At 66.7% G+C, this 14160-nt stretch carries 17 protein-coding genes; 10 read left to right on the top strand and 7 right to left on the bottom strand.

Translation table 11 applies throughout. The annotated features are described in order from the left end of the window. Positions 1 to 7 precede the first annotated feature (7 nt). Positions 8 to 457, top strand: a complete 450-nt coding sequence (locus tag AC1RHV_RS20985; RefSeq protein ID WP_054450951.1) for a hypothetical protein — start codon at positions 8 to 10, stop codon at positions 455 to 457. 88 nt (positions 458 to 545) lie between these two features. Here the strand turns inward: AC1RHV_RS20985 and AC1RHV_RS20980 are convergent, their stop codons facing one another. After that, positions 546 to 1418, bottom strand: coding sequence for an EamA family transporter (locus AC1RHV_RS20980; protein WP_054450952.1), 873 nt, complete (start codon positions 1416 to 1418; stop codon positions 546 to 548). Positions 1419 to 1716: 298 nt separating this feature from the next. Between AC1RHV_RS20980 and rplS the strand changes: the two genes are divergently transcribed. Both rplS and AC1RHV_RS20970 read left to right on the top strand, forming a co-directional pair. After that, positions 1717 to 2097: a 50S ribosomal protein L19 gene (gene rplS, locus AC1RHV_RS20975; protein ID WP_006218237.1), complete on the top strand. Its 381-nt coding sequence runs from the start codon at positions 1717 to 1719 to the stop codon at positions 2095 to 2097. 135 nt (positions 2098 to 2232) lie between these two features. After that, positions 2233 to 2964 (top strand): CoA pyrophosphatase, encoded by a 732-nt coding sequence (locus tag AC1RHV_RS20970; RefSeq protein WP_119450892.1) that lies wholly within the window; start codon positions 2233 to 2235, stop codon positions 2962 to 2964. Positions 2965 to 3100: 136 nt separating this feature from the next. Here AC1RHV_RS20970 and rsgA read toward each other — a convergent pair whose 3' ends face one another. Together rsgA and AC1RHV_RS20960 are read right to left on the bottom strand one after the other, a co-directional pair. Next, on the bottom strand, positions 3101 to 4006 hold the full coding sequence (gene rsgA, locus AC1RHV_RS20965; RefSeq protein WP_054450957.1) for a ribosome small subunit-dependent GTPase A: 906 nt from the start codon (positions 4004 to 4006) through the stop codon (positions 3101 to 3103). Continuing rightward, positions 4003 to 5253, bottom strand: a complete 1251-nt coding sequence (locus AC1RHV_RS20960; RefSeq protein WP_054450959.1) for a M48 family metallopeptidase — start codon at positions 5251 to 5253, stop codon at positions 4003 to 4005. Before AC1RHV_RS20960 ends, rsgA begins: the two co-directional genes overlap by 4 nt. A gap of 63 nt (positions 5254 to 5316) precedes the next feature. Here AC1RHV_RS20960 and orn point away from each other — a divergent pair, with 63 nt between their 5' ends. Both orn and AC1RHV_RS20950 read left to right on the top strand, forming a co-directional pair. Continuing rightward, complete coding sequence (gene orn, locus AC1RHV_RS20955; protein ID WP_042792554.1) at positions 5317 to 5862, top strand: oligoribonuclease; 546 nt, start codon at positions 5317 to 5319, stop codon at positions 5860 to 5862. A 13-nt stretch (positions 5863 to 5875) separates the two neighbouring features. Continuing rightward, positions 5876 to 6850 carry a sigma-54 interaction domain-containing protein gene (locus tag AC1RHV_RS20950; RefSeq protein WP_054450961.1) on the top strand — a complete coding sequence of 325 codons (975 nt, stop codon included), beginning with the start codon at positions 5876 to 5878 and terminating at the stop codon, positions 6848 to 6850. Positions 6851 to 6853: 3 nt separating this feature from the next. Here AC1RHV_RS20950 and AC1RHV_RS20945 read toward each other — a convergent pair whose 3' ends face one another. The 3 genes from AC1RHV_RS20945 to AC1RHV_RS20935 all read right to left on the bottom strand — a co-directional run bounded on the left by AC1RHV_RS20945 (position 6854) and on the right by AC1RHV_RS20935 (position 9576). Beyond that, on the bottom strand, positions 6854 to 7804 hold the full coding sequence (locus AC1RHV_RS20945; protein ID WP_225590493.1) for a tripartite tricarboxylate transporter substrate-binding protein: 951 nt from the start codon (positions 7802 to 7804) through the stop codon (positions 6854 to 6856). A gap of 71 nt (positions 7805 to 7875) precedes the next feature. Then, a complete protein-coding gene (locus AC1RHV_RS20940) occupies positions 7876 to 8202 on the bottom strand; it encodes a DUF4387 domain-containing protein (protein ID WP_013392433.1) in 327 nt (108 codons plus the stop codon). Between the two features lie 12 nt (positions 8203 to 8214). Further along, positions 8215 to 9576, bottom strand: coding sequence for an acyclic terpene utilization AtuA family protein (locus AC1RHV_RS20935; protein WP_054450963.1), 1362 nt, complete (start codon positions 9574 to 9576; stop codon positions 8215 to 8217). Between the two features lie 180 nt (positions 9577 to 9756). Here AC1RHV_RS20935 and AC1RHV_RS20930 point away from each other — a divergent pair, with 180 nt between their 5' ends. Next, the gene (locus tag AC1RHV_RS20930) at positions 9757 to 10383 is read left to right on the top strand and encodes an NAD(P)H-hydrate epimerase (protein WP_192330018.1); all 627 of its coding nucleotides are present in this window, start codon (positions 9757 to 9759) and stop codon (positions 10381 to 10383) included. Between the two features lie 28 nt (positions 10384 to 10411). Here AC1RHV_RS20930 and paaX read toward each other — a convergent pair whose 3' ends face one another. Beyond that, on the bottom strand, positions 10412 to 11341 hold the full coding sequence (gene paaX / locus AC1RHV_RS20925; protein ID WP_119450889.1) for a phenylacetic acid degradation operon negative regulatory protein PaaX: 930 nt from the start codon (positions 11339 to 11341) through the stop codon (positions 10412 to 10414). 173 nt (positions 11342 to 11514) lie between these two features. On the opposite strand from paaX, the gene paaA reads away from it, so the two are divergent. The 4 genes from paaA to paaD all read left to right on the top strand — a co-directional run bounded on the left by paaA (position 11515) and on the right by paaD (position 14155). Next, positions 11515 to 12504 carry a 1,2-phenylacetyl-CoA epoxidase subunit PaaA gene (paaA, locus tag AC1RHV_RS20920; RefSeq protein WP_054450966.1) on the top strand — a complete coding sequence of 330 codons (990 nt, stop codon included), beginning with the start codon at positions 11515 to 11517 and terminating at the stop codon, positions 12502 to 12504. 83 nt (positions 12505 to 12587) lie between these two features. Next, positions 12588 to 12872, top strand: coding sequence for a 1,2-phenylacetyl-CoA epoxidase subunit PaaB (gene paaB / locus AC1RHV_RS20915; RefSeq protein ID WP_006388300.1), 285 nt, complete (start codon positions 12588 to 12590; stop codon positions 12870 to 12872). A gap of 15 nt (positions 12873 to 12887) precedes the next feature. Next, on the top strand, positions 12888 to 13652 hold the full coding sequence (paaC, locus tag AC1RHV_RS20910; RefSeq protein WP_119450888.1) for a 1,2-phenylacetyl-CoA epoxidase subunit PaaC: 765 nt from the start codon (positions 12888 to 12890) through the stop codon (positions 13650 to 13652). Next, positions 13649 to 14155, top strand: a complete 507-nt coding sequence (gene paaD, locus AC1RHV_RS20905) for a 1,2-phenylacetyl-CoA epoxidase subunit PaaD (RefSeq protein WP_054450968.1) — start codon at positions 13649 to 13651, stop codon at positions 14153 to 14155. Before paaC ends, paaD begins: the two co-directional genes overlap by 4 nt. Positions 14156 to 14160: the final 5 nt, after the last annotated feature.

Below are 14160 nucleotides of genomic sequence, written 5' to 3'. Positions count from 1 at the left end.
AGTTCCCATGAACACCGCTGATATTTCCGTCTTGTCGGACGAACTCGTCGTTACGCTGAACCCGCTGCGCCGCGGCACGAACCGCGCCCGCGCCTGGTGCGCCCGGGTGGCCGGCATGGCGCTGCCCTGGAACACCTCCGGGGCCGATGTCGAGCCGCGCCGCCGCGTGCGGCCCGGCTCCGCGCCGGCTCGCTGGCCGTTCCCGCCCGCGCCGGCCGAGGCTGGCGCGCCGGCAGGCCCGGCCGTCGCCGCGCCGATGCCTGCGCCCGCAGCACCGGTCGAGGCCGCGGTTGCCGCCGCGCCTGCCGCGCGCGAGCGCAGCCTGGGTAACGCCACGGTGGAACCCGTGACGGCTCAAGTGACCATGAAGGCCATGGTGATAGATGTGGTGATGGTGCTGGCCTGGGGCGCGATCATTCCTGGCCTGATGTGGCTGGGCGCGGCCGCCGGATTCTGAACGGTCGGATGCCCGGCGGTAGCCGGCAGGCAAGGCGTAACCGGTACGCGCCAGCCCCGCCAGCCGGAACTGCCCGGAGCAGGGTTCGTCAGCTTGAACCCAGCAGAACGACGCCCGCCAGGATGGCCAGGCAGCCAGCCAACCGGCCCGGTCCGACTTTTTCGCGCAGCAGGAACATGCCGGCCAGGGTGCCCAGCATCATGGACATTTCCCGGGCAGGGGCTACCAGGCTCAGCGGCGCGCCGTTGCGCAGCGCGTACAGCACCAGGATGTAGCCCAGCGGCGACAAGAGGCCCACGGCCAGCGCCAGATGCCAGTGCCCGCGCATGGCCTCCCAGGACTGGGGGCGGCGGCGCAGCATGTGGGGGGCCATCATGGTCGTGCGGGTCACGCAGGTAAACCAGTCGAACAGCACGGGGCTGATCAGCAGCACCTTCACGCCGTAGGCGTCGACGACGGTATAGGCCGCGATGAACAGGCCGATCACCACGCCCCAGCGCACGCCCACCCAGGCCTGGGCCTGCTTGAAAATGGCCAGGCGGCCCTGGGTTGCGATCAGCAGCACCCCGCCCACTACGCAAAGCATGCCGATGATGCCGGTGCTGGTGGCGGGTTCGCCCAGCAGCAGAAAGGCGCCGGTGGTGGACAGCAGCGGCCCGGTGCCCCGTGCGATGGGGTAGACCACAGACAGGTCGGCCACCTGGTACCCGCGTTGCAGGCACAGGCTGTAGCCCAGATGCAACAGGCTGGAAGTCAGGATGGCGCCGACCACGGGCCAGGTCCAGGTCATGCCGTCGTGCAACAGCACCCAGATGACCCACGGCGCATACAGTACCGAGGCGCACAGGCCATAGGCGAAGACGAAGGGAGCGCCCACCATGGCCGCGCGCTTGGCGAGCAGATTCCACGTGGCGTGGGCCATTGCCGCCAGGACGACCAATATCAGGGACGAATACGACATGAAGGAACAGCGCCAGATGACGTGTTTGTTACAGAAGACGGAAGGGTACTCCAAACCGCGAGAACCGGGGCCATGTTACCTGATGCCCGGAGCGATTTTTGGTGTAGAATCATTGGTTTGCCAAATCTCATCCTCTGCTTGCGGCACATGCAACGGGAGCTGGCCTTAGCGTCAGTTGGCCGTGCAACACGCGATGGATGCGGGCTTGTGCTTATAGCGCAATCCTGCAGAAGCCGCGTGAACAACATCGAACGGCAAAAGTTTTAGTCCGCAAAGACATGATGATCTAGGAGTTCTCATGAACCTTATCGCTATCCTGGAACAGGAAGAAATTGCCCGCCTGACCGGCGGTCAAGCCAAGCCTGAATTTGCTCCTGGTGACACCGTCATCGTGAGCGTGAACGTCGTTGAAGGCACCCGCAAGCGCGTGCAGGCTTTCGAAGGCGTCGTGATCGCCAAGCGCAACCGCGGCCTGAACTCCGCGTTCACCGTGCGCAAGATTTCGTCGGGTGAAGCCGTGGAACGTACGTTCCAGCTGTACTCGCCGCAAATCGCCGGCATCGAAGTCAAGCGCCGCGGCGACGTGCGCCGCGCCAAGCTGTACTACCTGCGCAACCGCTCGGGCAAGTCGGCGCGTATCAAGGAAAAGCTGGTCAGCAAGCAAGCCTCGGCGGCTTGATCGCTTATCGGCACACGGCCCTACCAGTGTCGGACGCTCACGCCATCCAGCGTTTTCGTTCGGCACGGGTTTCCGGGTTAAAAAGGCACCTGCGAGGGTGCCTTTTTCTTTTTGCAGAGTCTTTTGCAGAGACGTATGTCTGATTCCTCGTCTTCCCCGCGGCCCCGGCGGCCGCTGGCGCGTCCCGGCTTCGATCCGGCGACGCAACCCTGGGTGGTGGCCAACGCGTCCTTGCCGGCCGTGCCCGCCAGCCTGTTGACCCCGGATTCGTTGCGGGGCACGCTCAGCCAGCCGTCCACCTGGACGCTGGAGCTGTCGCGCGACACCGACCTGCGTTATCCGGGCCGCGAAGGCGTGCCCGTGCCTGCGGCGGTGCTGATTCCGCTGGTAACGCGCGACAACGGCGTGCACATCATGCTGACGCAGCGCGCCGCCCACCTGCATGACCATGCCGGCCAGATCAGCTTTCCGGGCGGGCGCATCGAAACCAGCGACTCCACGCCGGAGGCCGCGGCCTTGCGCGAAGCGCAGGAAGAAACCGGGCTGCCCGCCAACCACGTCGAAGTGCTGGGCAGCATGCCGCCGTATCTGACGGCGACGGGGTTCTCCATCATTCCGGTGGTGTCGCTGGTGCGTCCAGGCTTTGACCTGGCGCCCGACGCCTTCGAGGTGGCGGAAGTATTCGAAGTGCCGTTGTCCTTCCTGATGGATCCCGCCAATCACCGGCTGTACGAGGCCCGTCTGGACGACGGCCGGGTGCGCCAGTACTACGGCATGCCGTACGGCAAGCATTTCATCTGGGGCGCGACAGCCGGCATGTTGCGCAACCTCTACCATCTGCTGCGCCACGGCTTTACGCCCCGTTGATCCCCGCCGCAAGCCGGCCTTGGTTTCCGGCTTTCGCTGCCAATGAATACGGCCCCGTACAGGGACCGTATTCAATTACGGGACGTCCAGGGGAGTGTGTGTCGGACTCCGCAGCAGGTTCCCATTGGACGACACGCTAGTAGCGCTGCTGTCCCGCCAGGTTTTCTTCCAGGATGCGCTGGTACAAGGCGTAGCGCGCCGGATCGATTGCGCCCGCCTGCAAGGCCGCGACCACGCCGCAGCCGGGTTCCTGGCGGTGGGTGCAATTGTAGAAACGGCACTCCTCGATGGGCTTGGTGAACTCCGGGAAGCCGCGGATGATGTCCTCACGGCTCAGATGCTGCAGGCCAAAGGCCTGGAAGCCCGGCGAGTCGATCAGGTCGCCGCCCGGCGCGGGGAGGTGATAGAGCCGCGTGCTGGTGGTGGTGTGCTTGCCCATGTCCAGCGCGGTGGAGTGCTCGCGGGTGGGAGCGGCCGCGTCGGGCACCAGGGCGTTGAGCAGCGTGGACTTGCCCATGCCGCTCTGGCCCAGCAGCAGGCTGGTGTGTCCGGCCAGGCGCGGCGCCAGCAGCGTATGCACCTTTTCGGGTTCCAGCGCGCTGAGTTCGATCACGTCCACGCCCAGCGCGGCGATCGGCGCCAGCCGCGCGCGCGCCGCCGGCAGTTCGTCCGCCAGGTCGGTCTTGTTGAGGATGATGATGGGCGCGATATCCGCGCTCCAGGCGCCGGCCAGGGCGCGGCCGGTCAGGTCGTCCGAAAACGTGGGCTGCACGGCGACCACGATCAGCAACTGGTCGACGTTGGAGGCGAACTGCTTGGAACGCATTTCGTCCGAGCGGTACAGCAGATTGCGCCGCGGCAGGATGGCGTCGATGGCGCCTTCGTCCTTGCCCTGGGGGGTGATGCGCACGCGGTCGCCGACGGCGGCGCCTGCCTTCTTGCCGCGCGGGAAGCACTTGCGCAGCGTGCCGTCGGCGAGCTCCACCGTGTAGTGGCGCCCGTGGGCGGCGATGATGCGGCCTTCGTTGGACGGCGCGGTCATGCAGCGGCCGCCGTCAGGTGGCGGATGCGCACGGCGGCGGGGGGATGGCTGTCGTAGAAGGCGGAGTGCACGGGGTCGGGAGTCAAGGTGGCGGCGTTGTCGTCGTAGAGTTTGACCAGCGCGGACACCAGGCGTTCCGGCGAGCTCTGTTCGGCCGCGTAGCGGTCCGCTTCGAACTCGTCGCGGCGCGAGTACCAGCTGGCCACGGGCGTGAGCATGAAAGTGAAGACGGGGATCACCAGGAAGAACAGCAGCAGCGCCATGGCGTCGTTGCGTCCGCCCAGTTGCGGCATGACGCCCAGTCCCACGTAGAACCAGGGCTGTTGCGAGATCCAGCCCAGGATGGCGAAGAAAACCAGCGCGGCGGCGAAGCTGAAGACGATGCGCTTGACGATGTGGCGCTTGGCGAAATGGCCCAGCTCGTGCGCCAGCACGGCTTCGATCTCGTCGCCGTTCAGGCGCGCCAGCAGGGTGTCGAAGAACACGATGCGGCGCGAGCGGCCGAAGCCCGTGAAGTAGGCATTGCCATGGGCGGAGCGGCGCGAGCCGTCCATCACGAACAGGCCGTTGAGCGCAAAGCCGCAGCGCTGGGCCAGGCGCTGGATGCGGCCGGCCAGCTCCGGGTCGGACAGCGGCGTGAATTTATTGAAGAGCGGGGCGATGAACATCGGGTAGACGATCAATAGCGCCAGGTTGAACGCGGTCCACAGCGCCCAGGCCCACACCCACCAGTAGGCGCCCGCGCTGCCCATCAGCCACAGCACCGCGGCCGCCAGCGGCAGGCCCAGCACCGCCGCGACCAGCAGGCCCTTGGCGGCGTCGGCGATGAACAGGCCAGGCGTCATGCGGTTGAAGCCGAAGCGCGCTTCCAGCTTGAACTGCCGCCACAACGTGAAGGGCAGGCCCAGCACGCCCAGCAACAGCGCCACCACGACCAGCAGCAGCATCTGGCGCAGGAAGTCGTTGCTGGTAATCTGGGCCACCATCAGGTCGATGAGCTGCAGTCCGCCCATCAGGGTCAGGCACACCAGCAGGATGGCGTCGTAGGTGCGTTCCAGCATGCCCAGCTTGACCCGCGCCACGGTGTAGTCCGCCGCCCGCTGGTGGCTGGCCAGCCCGATACGGTGAGAGAATTCGGACGGCACCTGGTCGCGGTTGCGCGCGACATGGCGGATCTGGCGCGTAGCCAGCCACAGGCGCACGGCGATATCGGTCAGCAGGAAGGCAACGAACAGCAATGTGAACATGGGCGATGCGGCGTGCTCAAGTGTGGGTATGTGCGAAAATCGAACGTTTTATAGGCAAATTATATGGCTGTGAACGAAAACCGCCTGGTTTGGCTGGACATGGAAATGACCGGCCTGGACCCCGAGAAAGAACGCATCATCGAAGTCGCCGTGGTGGTGACGGAACCCGACCTGACCGTCGTGGCCGAGGGCCCCGTGCTGGTGGTGCACCAGCCCGACAGCCTGCTCGACGCCATGGACAGCTGGAACAAGTCCACGCACGGCAAGAGCGGCCTGATCGACAAGGTCAAGGCGTCCACGATTTCCGAGGCGCAGGCCGAGGATACGCTGCTGGCGTTTCTGGCGCAGCATGTGCCGGCGGGCAAGTCGCCGCTGTGCGGCAACACCATCAGCCAGGACCGCCGTTTCATGTTTGCTTACATGCCGCGCCTGGAGCAGTTTTTCCACTATCGCAACCTGGACGTGAGCACGCTGAAGGAACTGGCCCGCCGCTGGGCGCCGGCCGTCTACAAGGGATTCGAGAAGAAGAGCCGCCACGAAGCGCTGGCCGACATCTACGAATCGATCGACGAGCTCAAGTACTACCGCGAACACTTCCTGAAGGTATAAGCGGCCCCCGCCCATGCCTGCCGCCCCGTCCGCCTGCGAGCCGCTCATCGGGGATCACCCGTCGATGGCGGCGCTGCGCGATCTGGTCGGCCGGGTCGCCCGCAGCAAGGCCAGCATCGTCCTCATCTACGGCGAAACCGGCACCGGCAAGGGGCTGGTCGCCCGCAACCTGCATGCGCAGTCGGCGCGCGCGGCCAAGGGCTATACCGAGATCAACTGCGCCGCCATCCCGGGCAACCTGCTCGAGTCCGAATTGTTCGGCCATGAACGCGGCGCGTTCACCGGGGCGGTGGCGCGCAAGACCGGCCTGCTCGAAGCCGCCAATGGCGGCAGCGTGTTCCTGGACGAAATCCGCGAGCTGGATCCGGTCATGCAGGCCAAGATCCTGACCTTGCTGGACAGCCGGCGCTTCCGGCGCATCGGTTCCGTCCAGGAGGTTTCAGTCGATGCGCGCTTCATCGCCGCCACCAACAAGATCCTGTTGGGGGAGGTGCAGGCCGGGCGCTTTCGCGACGACCTGTATTACCGCCTGCAGGTGGTGTCGATCAACCTGCCGCCGTTGCGCGAGCGCGGCGATGACGTGATCGTGCTGGCGCAGCGCTTCCTGGAACGCTACAACGCCACCCACGGCAGCCGTTTCACCGTCATCGATCCCGAGGTGCGGCGCATTTTCAAGGCCTACGCCTGGCCGGGCAATGTGCGCGAACTGAGCAATCTGCTGGAGCGCATCTGCATCCTGGAAGACGGCGACACGGTACTGGCGCGGCACCTGCCGCAGCGCATCCTGCGCGAAGCGGGCAAGCCCGCGCCGGCGGCCTCGTCTGCCGCCGCCGGTACCTACGCCGAACTGTCCGCGCAGTTCCAGCGCGGCCTGATCCGGGCGGCCTTGCAGGCCCAGGACGGCAACCTGGGGCGCGCCGCCGAGTCCCTGGGGCTCACGCGGCACGCCCTGCGCCACCAGATGCTCAAGCTGGGGCTGGAAGGCTGAGGCCTATTCCGCGCTGATGTTGTGCTTGCGCGCAATGCCTTGCCACAGGGCCAGTTCCTCGCGCACGCGCGTGCCGAATTCGGCGCTGTCCATGCGCGACGGCACGGTGCCGTCCAGGTCCAGCAATGCCTTCATTTCGGGCGAAGCCGAGATCTCGACGAGCGCGGCGTTGAGCTTGTCGATATAAGGCTGCGGCGTGCCCGCCGGCGCGAACACACCCACCCAGATCTGCACCGAATATCCCGGCAGCGCCTGCGCGGCCGGCGGCAGGTCGGGGAACGCCGCGGAGGGCGATTGCGCGGTGGTCGCCAGCAGCTTGACCTTCTTGCCCTGCACCACGGGGGCCAGCGTGCTGTAGTTGGACAGCATGACATGGATCAGCCCGCCGGCCAGGTCGGAGGCGGCGTTGGCCGCGCCCTTGTAGGGCACGTGGGTCATCTCCGTGCCGGCCGCGTCGTCCAGCATGACGGTGGCCAGATGCGCCAGCGAACCGACGCCGGCGCTGCCGTAGTTCAGGGCGCCCGGCTTGCTGCGCGCCGCTTCCAGCAGCTGCTTCAACGAGGTATAGGGCGTCTGCGCCGAGGCGGCGATGACCAGCGGCCCCTGTCCTATCATCGCCACCGGCGCGAACTGCTTCAGCGGATCGTAGGGCAGGTGAGGCTGCGTGGCGGCGGTGGTCAGGAAGGTCGACGAGGTCAGGAGCAGCACCGAGCCGTCCTTGGCCGAGCGGGCTACGTACTCGGAACCGATCGCGCCGGCCGCGCCGCCGCGGTTTTCCACGATCACCGTGTTGCCGAAGCGGGCCGCAAGCTGCGGCGCGATCGCGCGGGCGATCGCGTCATTGCTGGCGCCGGCGGTGAACGGCACCACGATCTTGACCTGCTTGGGCACTTCCGTCTGGGCCGCTGCCGCGCCGGCCAGCAAGGATGCCGCCAGGAACAACGTTGTTTGCATTAGCGCTTTCATGATCGATTCTCTAGGAGAGCGGAGGTTGGAGCGGGCGCCGGGTGCGGCGCCCGCGGCGTTCAGTCCGGCATGGGGACGGCGACGTCCAGCAGCGGCGCATATTGCTGCGCGCCGAAGATGTCGCCATCGCCCGCGGACCCGCTGGGAGCCAGCCGGTAGATCGTGAACTTGATGGCCAGGCCGGGATCGTAATGCACGAAGTCCGATATGCGGCTGTCGTCGATGCGGTACAGGGCCGCCATGCTGGCGCGCGTCAGCGCGCCGGAGCGCTTGACCGCCTCGTAGGTCGCCGGCTCGCGGAAGATGATGTCGAAGGTGATCTTGTTCACGCCCGCGTTCTTGCTGCGGATGGTCTTGGCCAGGGTGCTGAGTTTCTGGGTGCTCATGGTCTTGCCGGCTCAGGCGCCAGCCTCGGTGAGGTGGGTCGGGAAGAGTTCGCCGGCGTCTTCCACCGGCAGCGTGTGGTTCAGGGTCCAGCGGTAGGCGGCGCTGGTGCGCACCACCTCGTCCAGCGGGAACGACACCGAACCGGCCGTGCCTTTCACGTCGGGCAGGCGGGCGTAGAACATCTGGCGCAGGCCCGTAAGCGTCAGTTCCTCGGCCATTTCGGCGGTCGGCGCCACGCCCTGGACCATGACGCACAGCTCATGGCCCGGCTGGTCGCGCAGCGGCTCCAGGTCGCCCATGACGCCGTCGCGCCCGTAGACCTTGTAGTGCAGCTCATAGCCCGAGTCGCCGAAGCGTTCGCGCACCTTGTCTCGCGCCCAGGCGATGACGCGGTCGACGTTGGCGATGGTGTAGGGATCGCGTATGCCGCAAAGTCCCATGTAGCGCTCGCCGACCTTGCCGGAGCCTTCCAGCTTTACGCGCACCTGGGCGGCGGGTTCGAAGCGCGAGCCGGTGATGCGGGTGGTCTTTTCGCTCAACTGCTCGTAGCGGCAATCGGCCATGTCCAGCCGGCCGCCTGCGAAGAATTCTTCGTAGGGATTGGAGCGCTCGTACATCGCGTGGCCCGCGACCGACGCGATGGTGCAGCGCTGGTCGGGATGCATGGCCGTGACGCGCACGTCCTCCGCCGAGATCTCGCCCATCACGGTTTCCTTGCCGCCATAGGGTTCGGCGCAGAACGAAGCGCACTCCAGCACCTTGCCCAGGTAATAGGCGCGGTCGGCGTCGTAGCCCCGGTGCAGGGCAGGGGCGGCGAACACGGCGGCATCCGAGCTGCGGCCGCCGATGATCACGTCCGCGCCAGCTTCCAGCAGCTTGATGTAGGGATGCACGCCGGCCACCGCCACGATGCGGTCGCTGGCATCCAGCTCGGCTTCGGTCAGGTCAGCGTAGCCGTCCAGGCCGGCCACCTGCTGGCCCGCGCGCAGCGCGCGGCGCACGCGTTCCTTGTCGACTTCGGAATAGAAGTAGCCGACCTTGAACGGCGCCAGCTTGTGCTCGGCGGCGATCTCCTTGATCAGGCGCACGTACAGGTCGACCCGGCTGTTGGAGCCGGTGTCGCCGGCCGAGCCGATGACCATGGGCACGCCCAGCTTGCGCGCGGCCAGCAGCATCTGTTCCAGGTCGTGGCGCTGCCAGGCTTGCGGGCTGGTGGAGGTGTCGGAGCCCAGCGGCACGGGACCCACGTCGTCGCTGCCCGAGTCGGCGGCGATGCAGTCCGGCCCGGCGGCGACGCCGAGCTGGAAGCTCTCGGTGCGCAAGGGGGCGAATCCTAAGTGCCCGTTCGGGCAGATGATGCTCATGGAACGCATGGGTGTAGTCTCTTCAGTTGAGTCGTCCGGTCTCGCTCGTACCGGCAATGACTACAACGCAAGATGCGTGCCAACTGGCGGGAAGCGTAAATCCCGCGAATTTGCGGGCTTGTTGGCGCGATCTCTTTAAATTTGCGGGTAAATTTTCACGCAATGCGTGAATTTCACACATAAAAAGCGATGCCATCTTCATACTCGGTCGCCCGGATCCGCGACGCCGAACGCCAGGCCTTGGCCGCCGGCAGAAACTTGATGCCCCTGGCGGGGGCCGCTGCGGCCCGTTACGCGGCGGCGCGGCTCGGGCCGGGGGCGAGGGTGCTGGCACTGGCGGGGCCTGGGAACAATGGCGGCGATGCGCTGGAAGCTGCGGCCGGCCTGCGCGCCATGGGACATGACGTGCGGGTGCTGTTGCCGGCGGGGGCGCAGCGCCTGCCGCCGGATGCCGCCCGCGCCTATGCCGGCTGGCTGGCCGCGGGTGGTGAAACCTGGTCGGAACTGGAACCGGGCTTCGTGCCGGAATTGGTCATAGACGGCCTGTTCGGCATCGGCTTGAATCGCCCGCTGGGCGCGGATTGGCAGGCGCTGGTGGACACGGTCAACGCCTGGAGCGTGCCGGTGCTGGCGCTGGACGTGCCCAGCGGCATAGACGCGGATAGCGGCGAGGCCCTGGGGCGGCCCATCCGGGCGCGCTGGACGCTGTCTTTCATCGGCCGGGCCAGGGGGCTGGAACGGCCAGGCCCGGGACGCGACGCCTGCGGCGTGTCGGAAGTGGACACGCTGGGCGTGACCATCGAGCCGGCGGCCTGATCCGAAAGGCAGGTCTTGGCGTCTTGGCCTAGGCGGGCTTGCCGCCGAAGCGCGAGGCGATGTCGGCCGCCAGCGGCGCGTAGCGCTCGTTGTCGCGGCCGGCCAGTGCATCCAGATGCGCTTCCGACGCGTCGAACACCTGCCAGTAGATGCGGCCGCAGATCTCGCGGGCGGCATGGCCGGGCCAGTCGTCAGGGAGCATGGGGCCCGGCAGTTGCGGATCGTGCAGCACGATCCGGCGCCAGCTGTGCAGCAGCATGACCCGCACGATGAACGCATCGGCGGGGGCGGGCGGGGTTTCCAGCAGCTTTTCCAGCGGGCCGAAATTCTTCGCGAACTGGCGGTACTGCTCGGCCAGCTCGTCCAGGTTCCAGCATTGCGAGGCCAGGCTGGCTATCGGCAGACCGCCTGCGCCGGCCAGGTCGCGCGCCGACAGCACCAGCGCGCGGTCGGGGATGCCCAGCTTTTCCAGGATGTCGTGCGCGGCGCTTGCCTCGGTGTGCGGATGCGCGAACAGCCCGGGCGCGATCATGCCGAAGCCTTCCCAGACCAGTTCCCGGCGCAACTCGGCGCGCTCGGCCAGTCCGTTGCCGGTGCGCGGCAGGGCGACCAGCGTCCATTCGCCGTTCCATTCCAGGGGCGGACCGACATAGATGCGCTGCGAGGCGTGCGCGGTGTGGCGCAGGCCCTGCTCGGAGATCAGGTAGAGGCTGCGCCTTCCGTGGCGTTCGGATTGCAGCCAGTTCTGCGCCACCAGGCGGAACACGCTGGTGCGCAGCAGCCGTTCATTGATGCCCAGCGGGGCCAGCAGCTCGATCAGATCGCCCAGCCAGATGGCGCCGCCGTGCGGCGCCAATGCGTCCCCGAGCAGGCTGACGCAGAGCGATTTCGCGCGCGGCGGATCGTTCTTGATCAGGCGTGACAGAAAGCGGTCCAGGGGCGACTGAGGGTTTGCCATTAGAGGGGGCCAGAGTGGCCGATATCGGGATCCGCAATATGATACATAAATCCAATGTGATACAGATTTGAGTTTGACAATGAATTTTTTGTATTAAATAATCCGCCTATGACATGACGGCACTGCGGAACGTTTGCTTTGCGTTTTCGCAAACCGTCTTCAAGGAGACAGACATGTACGCTCAACTCGTCGAAACCGGCGTCAAGCAGGTCAAGACCGCGGACCAGCTCGAAGGCCGGGAACAGACGTTCCAGCGCCGGATCGACGACGGCGTCCGCATCGAGGCCAAGGACTGGATGCCGGACGCCTACCGCAAGACGCTCGTGCGCCAGATTTCCCAGCACGCGCACTCCGAAATCGTCGGCATGCTGCCCGAAGGCAACTGGATCACCCGCGCGCCTTCGCTCAAGCGCAAGGCCATCCTGCTGGCCAAGGTCCAGGACGAAGCCGGCCACGGCCTCTACCTGTACAGCGCCGCGGAAACCCTGGGCGTGTCACGCGACGACCTGATCGACGACCTGCATGCCGGCCGCGCCAAGTACTCCAGCATCTTCAATTACCCCACGCTCAGCTGGGCCGACATCGGCATGATCGGCTGGCTGGTCGACGGCTCGGCCATCATCAACCAGATCCCGCTGTGCCGCTGTTCCTACGGCCCCTATGCGCGGGCCATGGTGCGCGTCTGTAAGGAAGAGTCCTTCCACCAGCGCCAGGGCTACGACCTGCTGATGCAGATGTGCCTGCACGGCACGCCCGAGCAGAAGGCCATGGTGCAGGACTCCCTGAACCGCTGGTGGTGGCCCGCGCTGATGATGTTCGGTCCCTCGGATGCCGACTCGCCCAACAGCGCCCAGTCCATGGCCTGGAAGATCAAGCTCTTCTCCAACGACGAACTGCGCCAGAAGATGGTGGACCAGACCGTGCCGCAGGCCGAATACCTGGGCCTGAAGGTGCCGGATCCCGAGCTCAAGTGGAACGCCGAGCGCGGCCACTATGACTTCGGCGAGATCGACTGGTCCGAGTTCTACGCGGTGCTCAAGGGCAACGGCCCCTGCAACCGCGAACGCCTGGCCGCGCGCGTCAAGGCGCACGAGGACGGCGCCTGGGTGCGCGATGCGCTAGTCGCCTACGCCGACAAGCAGGCCGAGCGCAAGGTAGCTTGAGCCCGCGGGCGGGCTCCACTCTTCTTCACCACCATTGCAAACCGGAGCGCGCCGCGCGCGCCCGGCATTCAAGGACATCCATCATGAGCAAAGACTGGCCCCTGTGGGAAGTGTTCATCCGCAGCCAGCACGGCCTGGCGCACAAGCACGTCGGCAGCCTGCACGCGCCCGACGCCGAAATGGCGATCAACCACGCCCGCGACGTCTACACGCGCCGCAACGAAGGCCTGAGCATCTGGGTGGTGCGCGCCTCCGATATTTCGGCCAGCAGCCCCGGCGACAAGGATCCGCTGTTCGAACCGGCCAACAGCAAGGTCTACCGGCATCCCACGTTCTTCCCGATGCCCGAAGAAATCAAGCACATGTAAGACGGCGGGGGAGACATGGACAAGACTCTGTTTGAATACCTGCTGCGCCTGGGCGATTCCTCGCTCATCCTGTCGCAGCGGCTGGGTGCCTGGACCGGCCACGGCCCGATCCTGGAAGAAGACCTGGCGCTGACCAACACCGCGCTCGACCTGTTGGGCCAGGCCCGCATGTGGCTGACGCTGGCCGGCGAAGTCGAAGGCGCCGGCCGCGATGAAGACGCGCTGGCCTATTTGCGCGATGCGCACCAGTTCCATAACGCGCTGCTGGTCGAACGCCCCAACGGCAACTACGCCGACACCATGGCGCGCCAGTTCCTGTTCGACGTCTGGCACTATTTCCTGCTGCAGCGCCTGGAAAAGTCCAGCGACGAACGCGTCGCCGGCATTGCGGCCAAGGCCATCAAGGAAGTGACCTACCACGTGCGGCGTTCCTCGGACATGGTGGTGCGCCTGGGCGACGGCACGGCGGAAAGCCATGCCAAGATGCAGGCCGCCATCGATGATGCCTGGCGTTTCACCGGTGAGTTGTTCGCCGACGACGCCGTCGACCTGGACGTCGCCGCCCGCGGCATCGGCTGTGAACTGTCGGCCCTGCGCCAGCCCTGGCTGGCCCATGTGCGCGAAGTCCTGGAAGAAGCCACCCTGACGGTGCCCGACGAAGCCGCCGCCAGCCATCTGGCATACCGTGGCGGACGCCAGGGCAAGCACACCGAGGAACTGGGCTACGTGCTCGCCGAAATGCAGTTCCTGCCGCGCGCCTACCCGGGAGCCACCTGGTGAACGCGCTGGCGCCCGTTTCCGCCGACCAGGTCTACGCCTGGCTGCAGGAGGTCCCCGACCCGGAGATCCCCGTGCTGTCCGTGGTGGATCTGGGCGTGGTGCGGGACGTGTCCTGGGACGGCGAGGCCTGTGTCGTGGTCATCACGCCCACATACTCCGGCTGTCCGGCCATGCGCGAGATCACGCAGGATATCCAGCAGACGCTGGCCCGCCACGGCGTCGCCGAGGTCCGCGTGGAAACCCGCCTGGCGCCGGCCTGGACCACCGACTGGATGAGCGAGAAGGGACGCGAGGCGCTCAAGGGCTACGGCATCGCCGCGCCCGCCGAACGCGCCGTCGACATCTCGGGCATCAGCCGGCGCGCTGCCGGCCCCGCCATCGCCTGCCCGCGCTGCGGCTCGAAAGACACGCGCCTGGTCAGCAACTTCGGGTCCACGTCGTGCAAGGCGCTGTATCGCTGCGTGTCTTGCCGCGAGCCCTTCGATTATTTCAAGACTCACTGAGAGCG

The sequence above is a fragment of the Achromobacter sp. GW823-FHT04E03 genome (genome assembly GCF_058796095.1).
The sequence above is the reverse complement of the archived record's forward strand: the minus strand, read 5'-3'. Positions and strand labels throughout refer to the sequence as shown.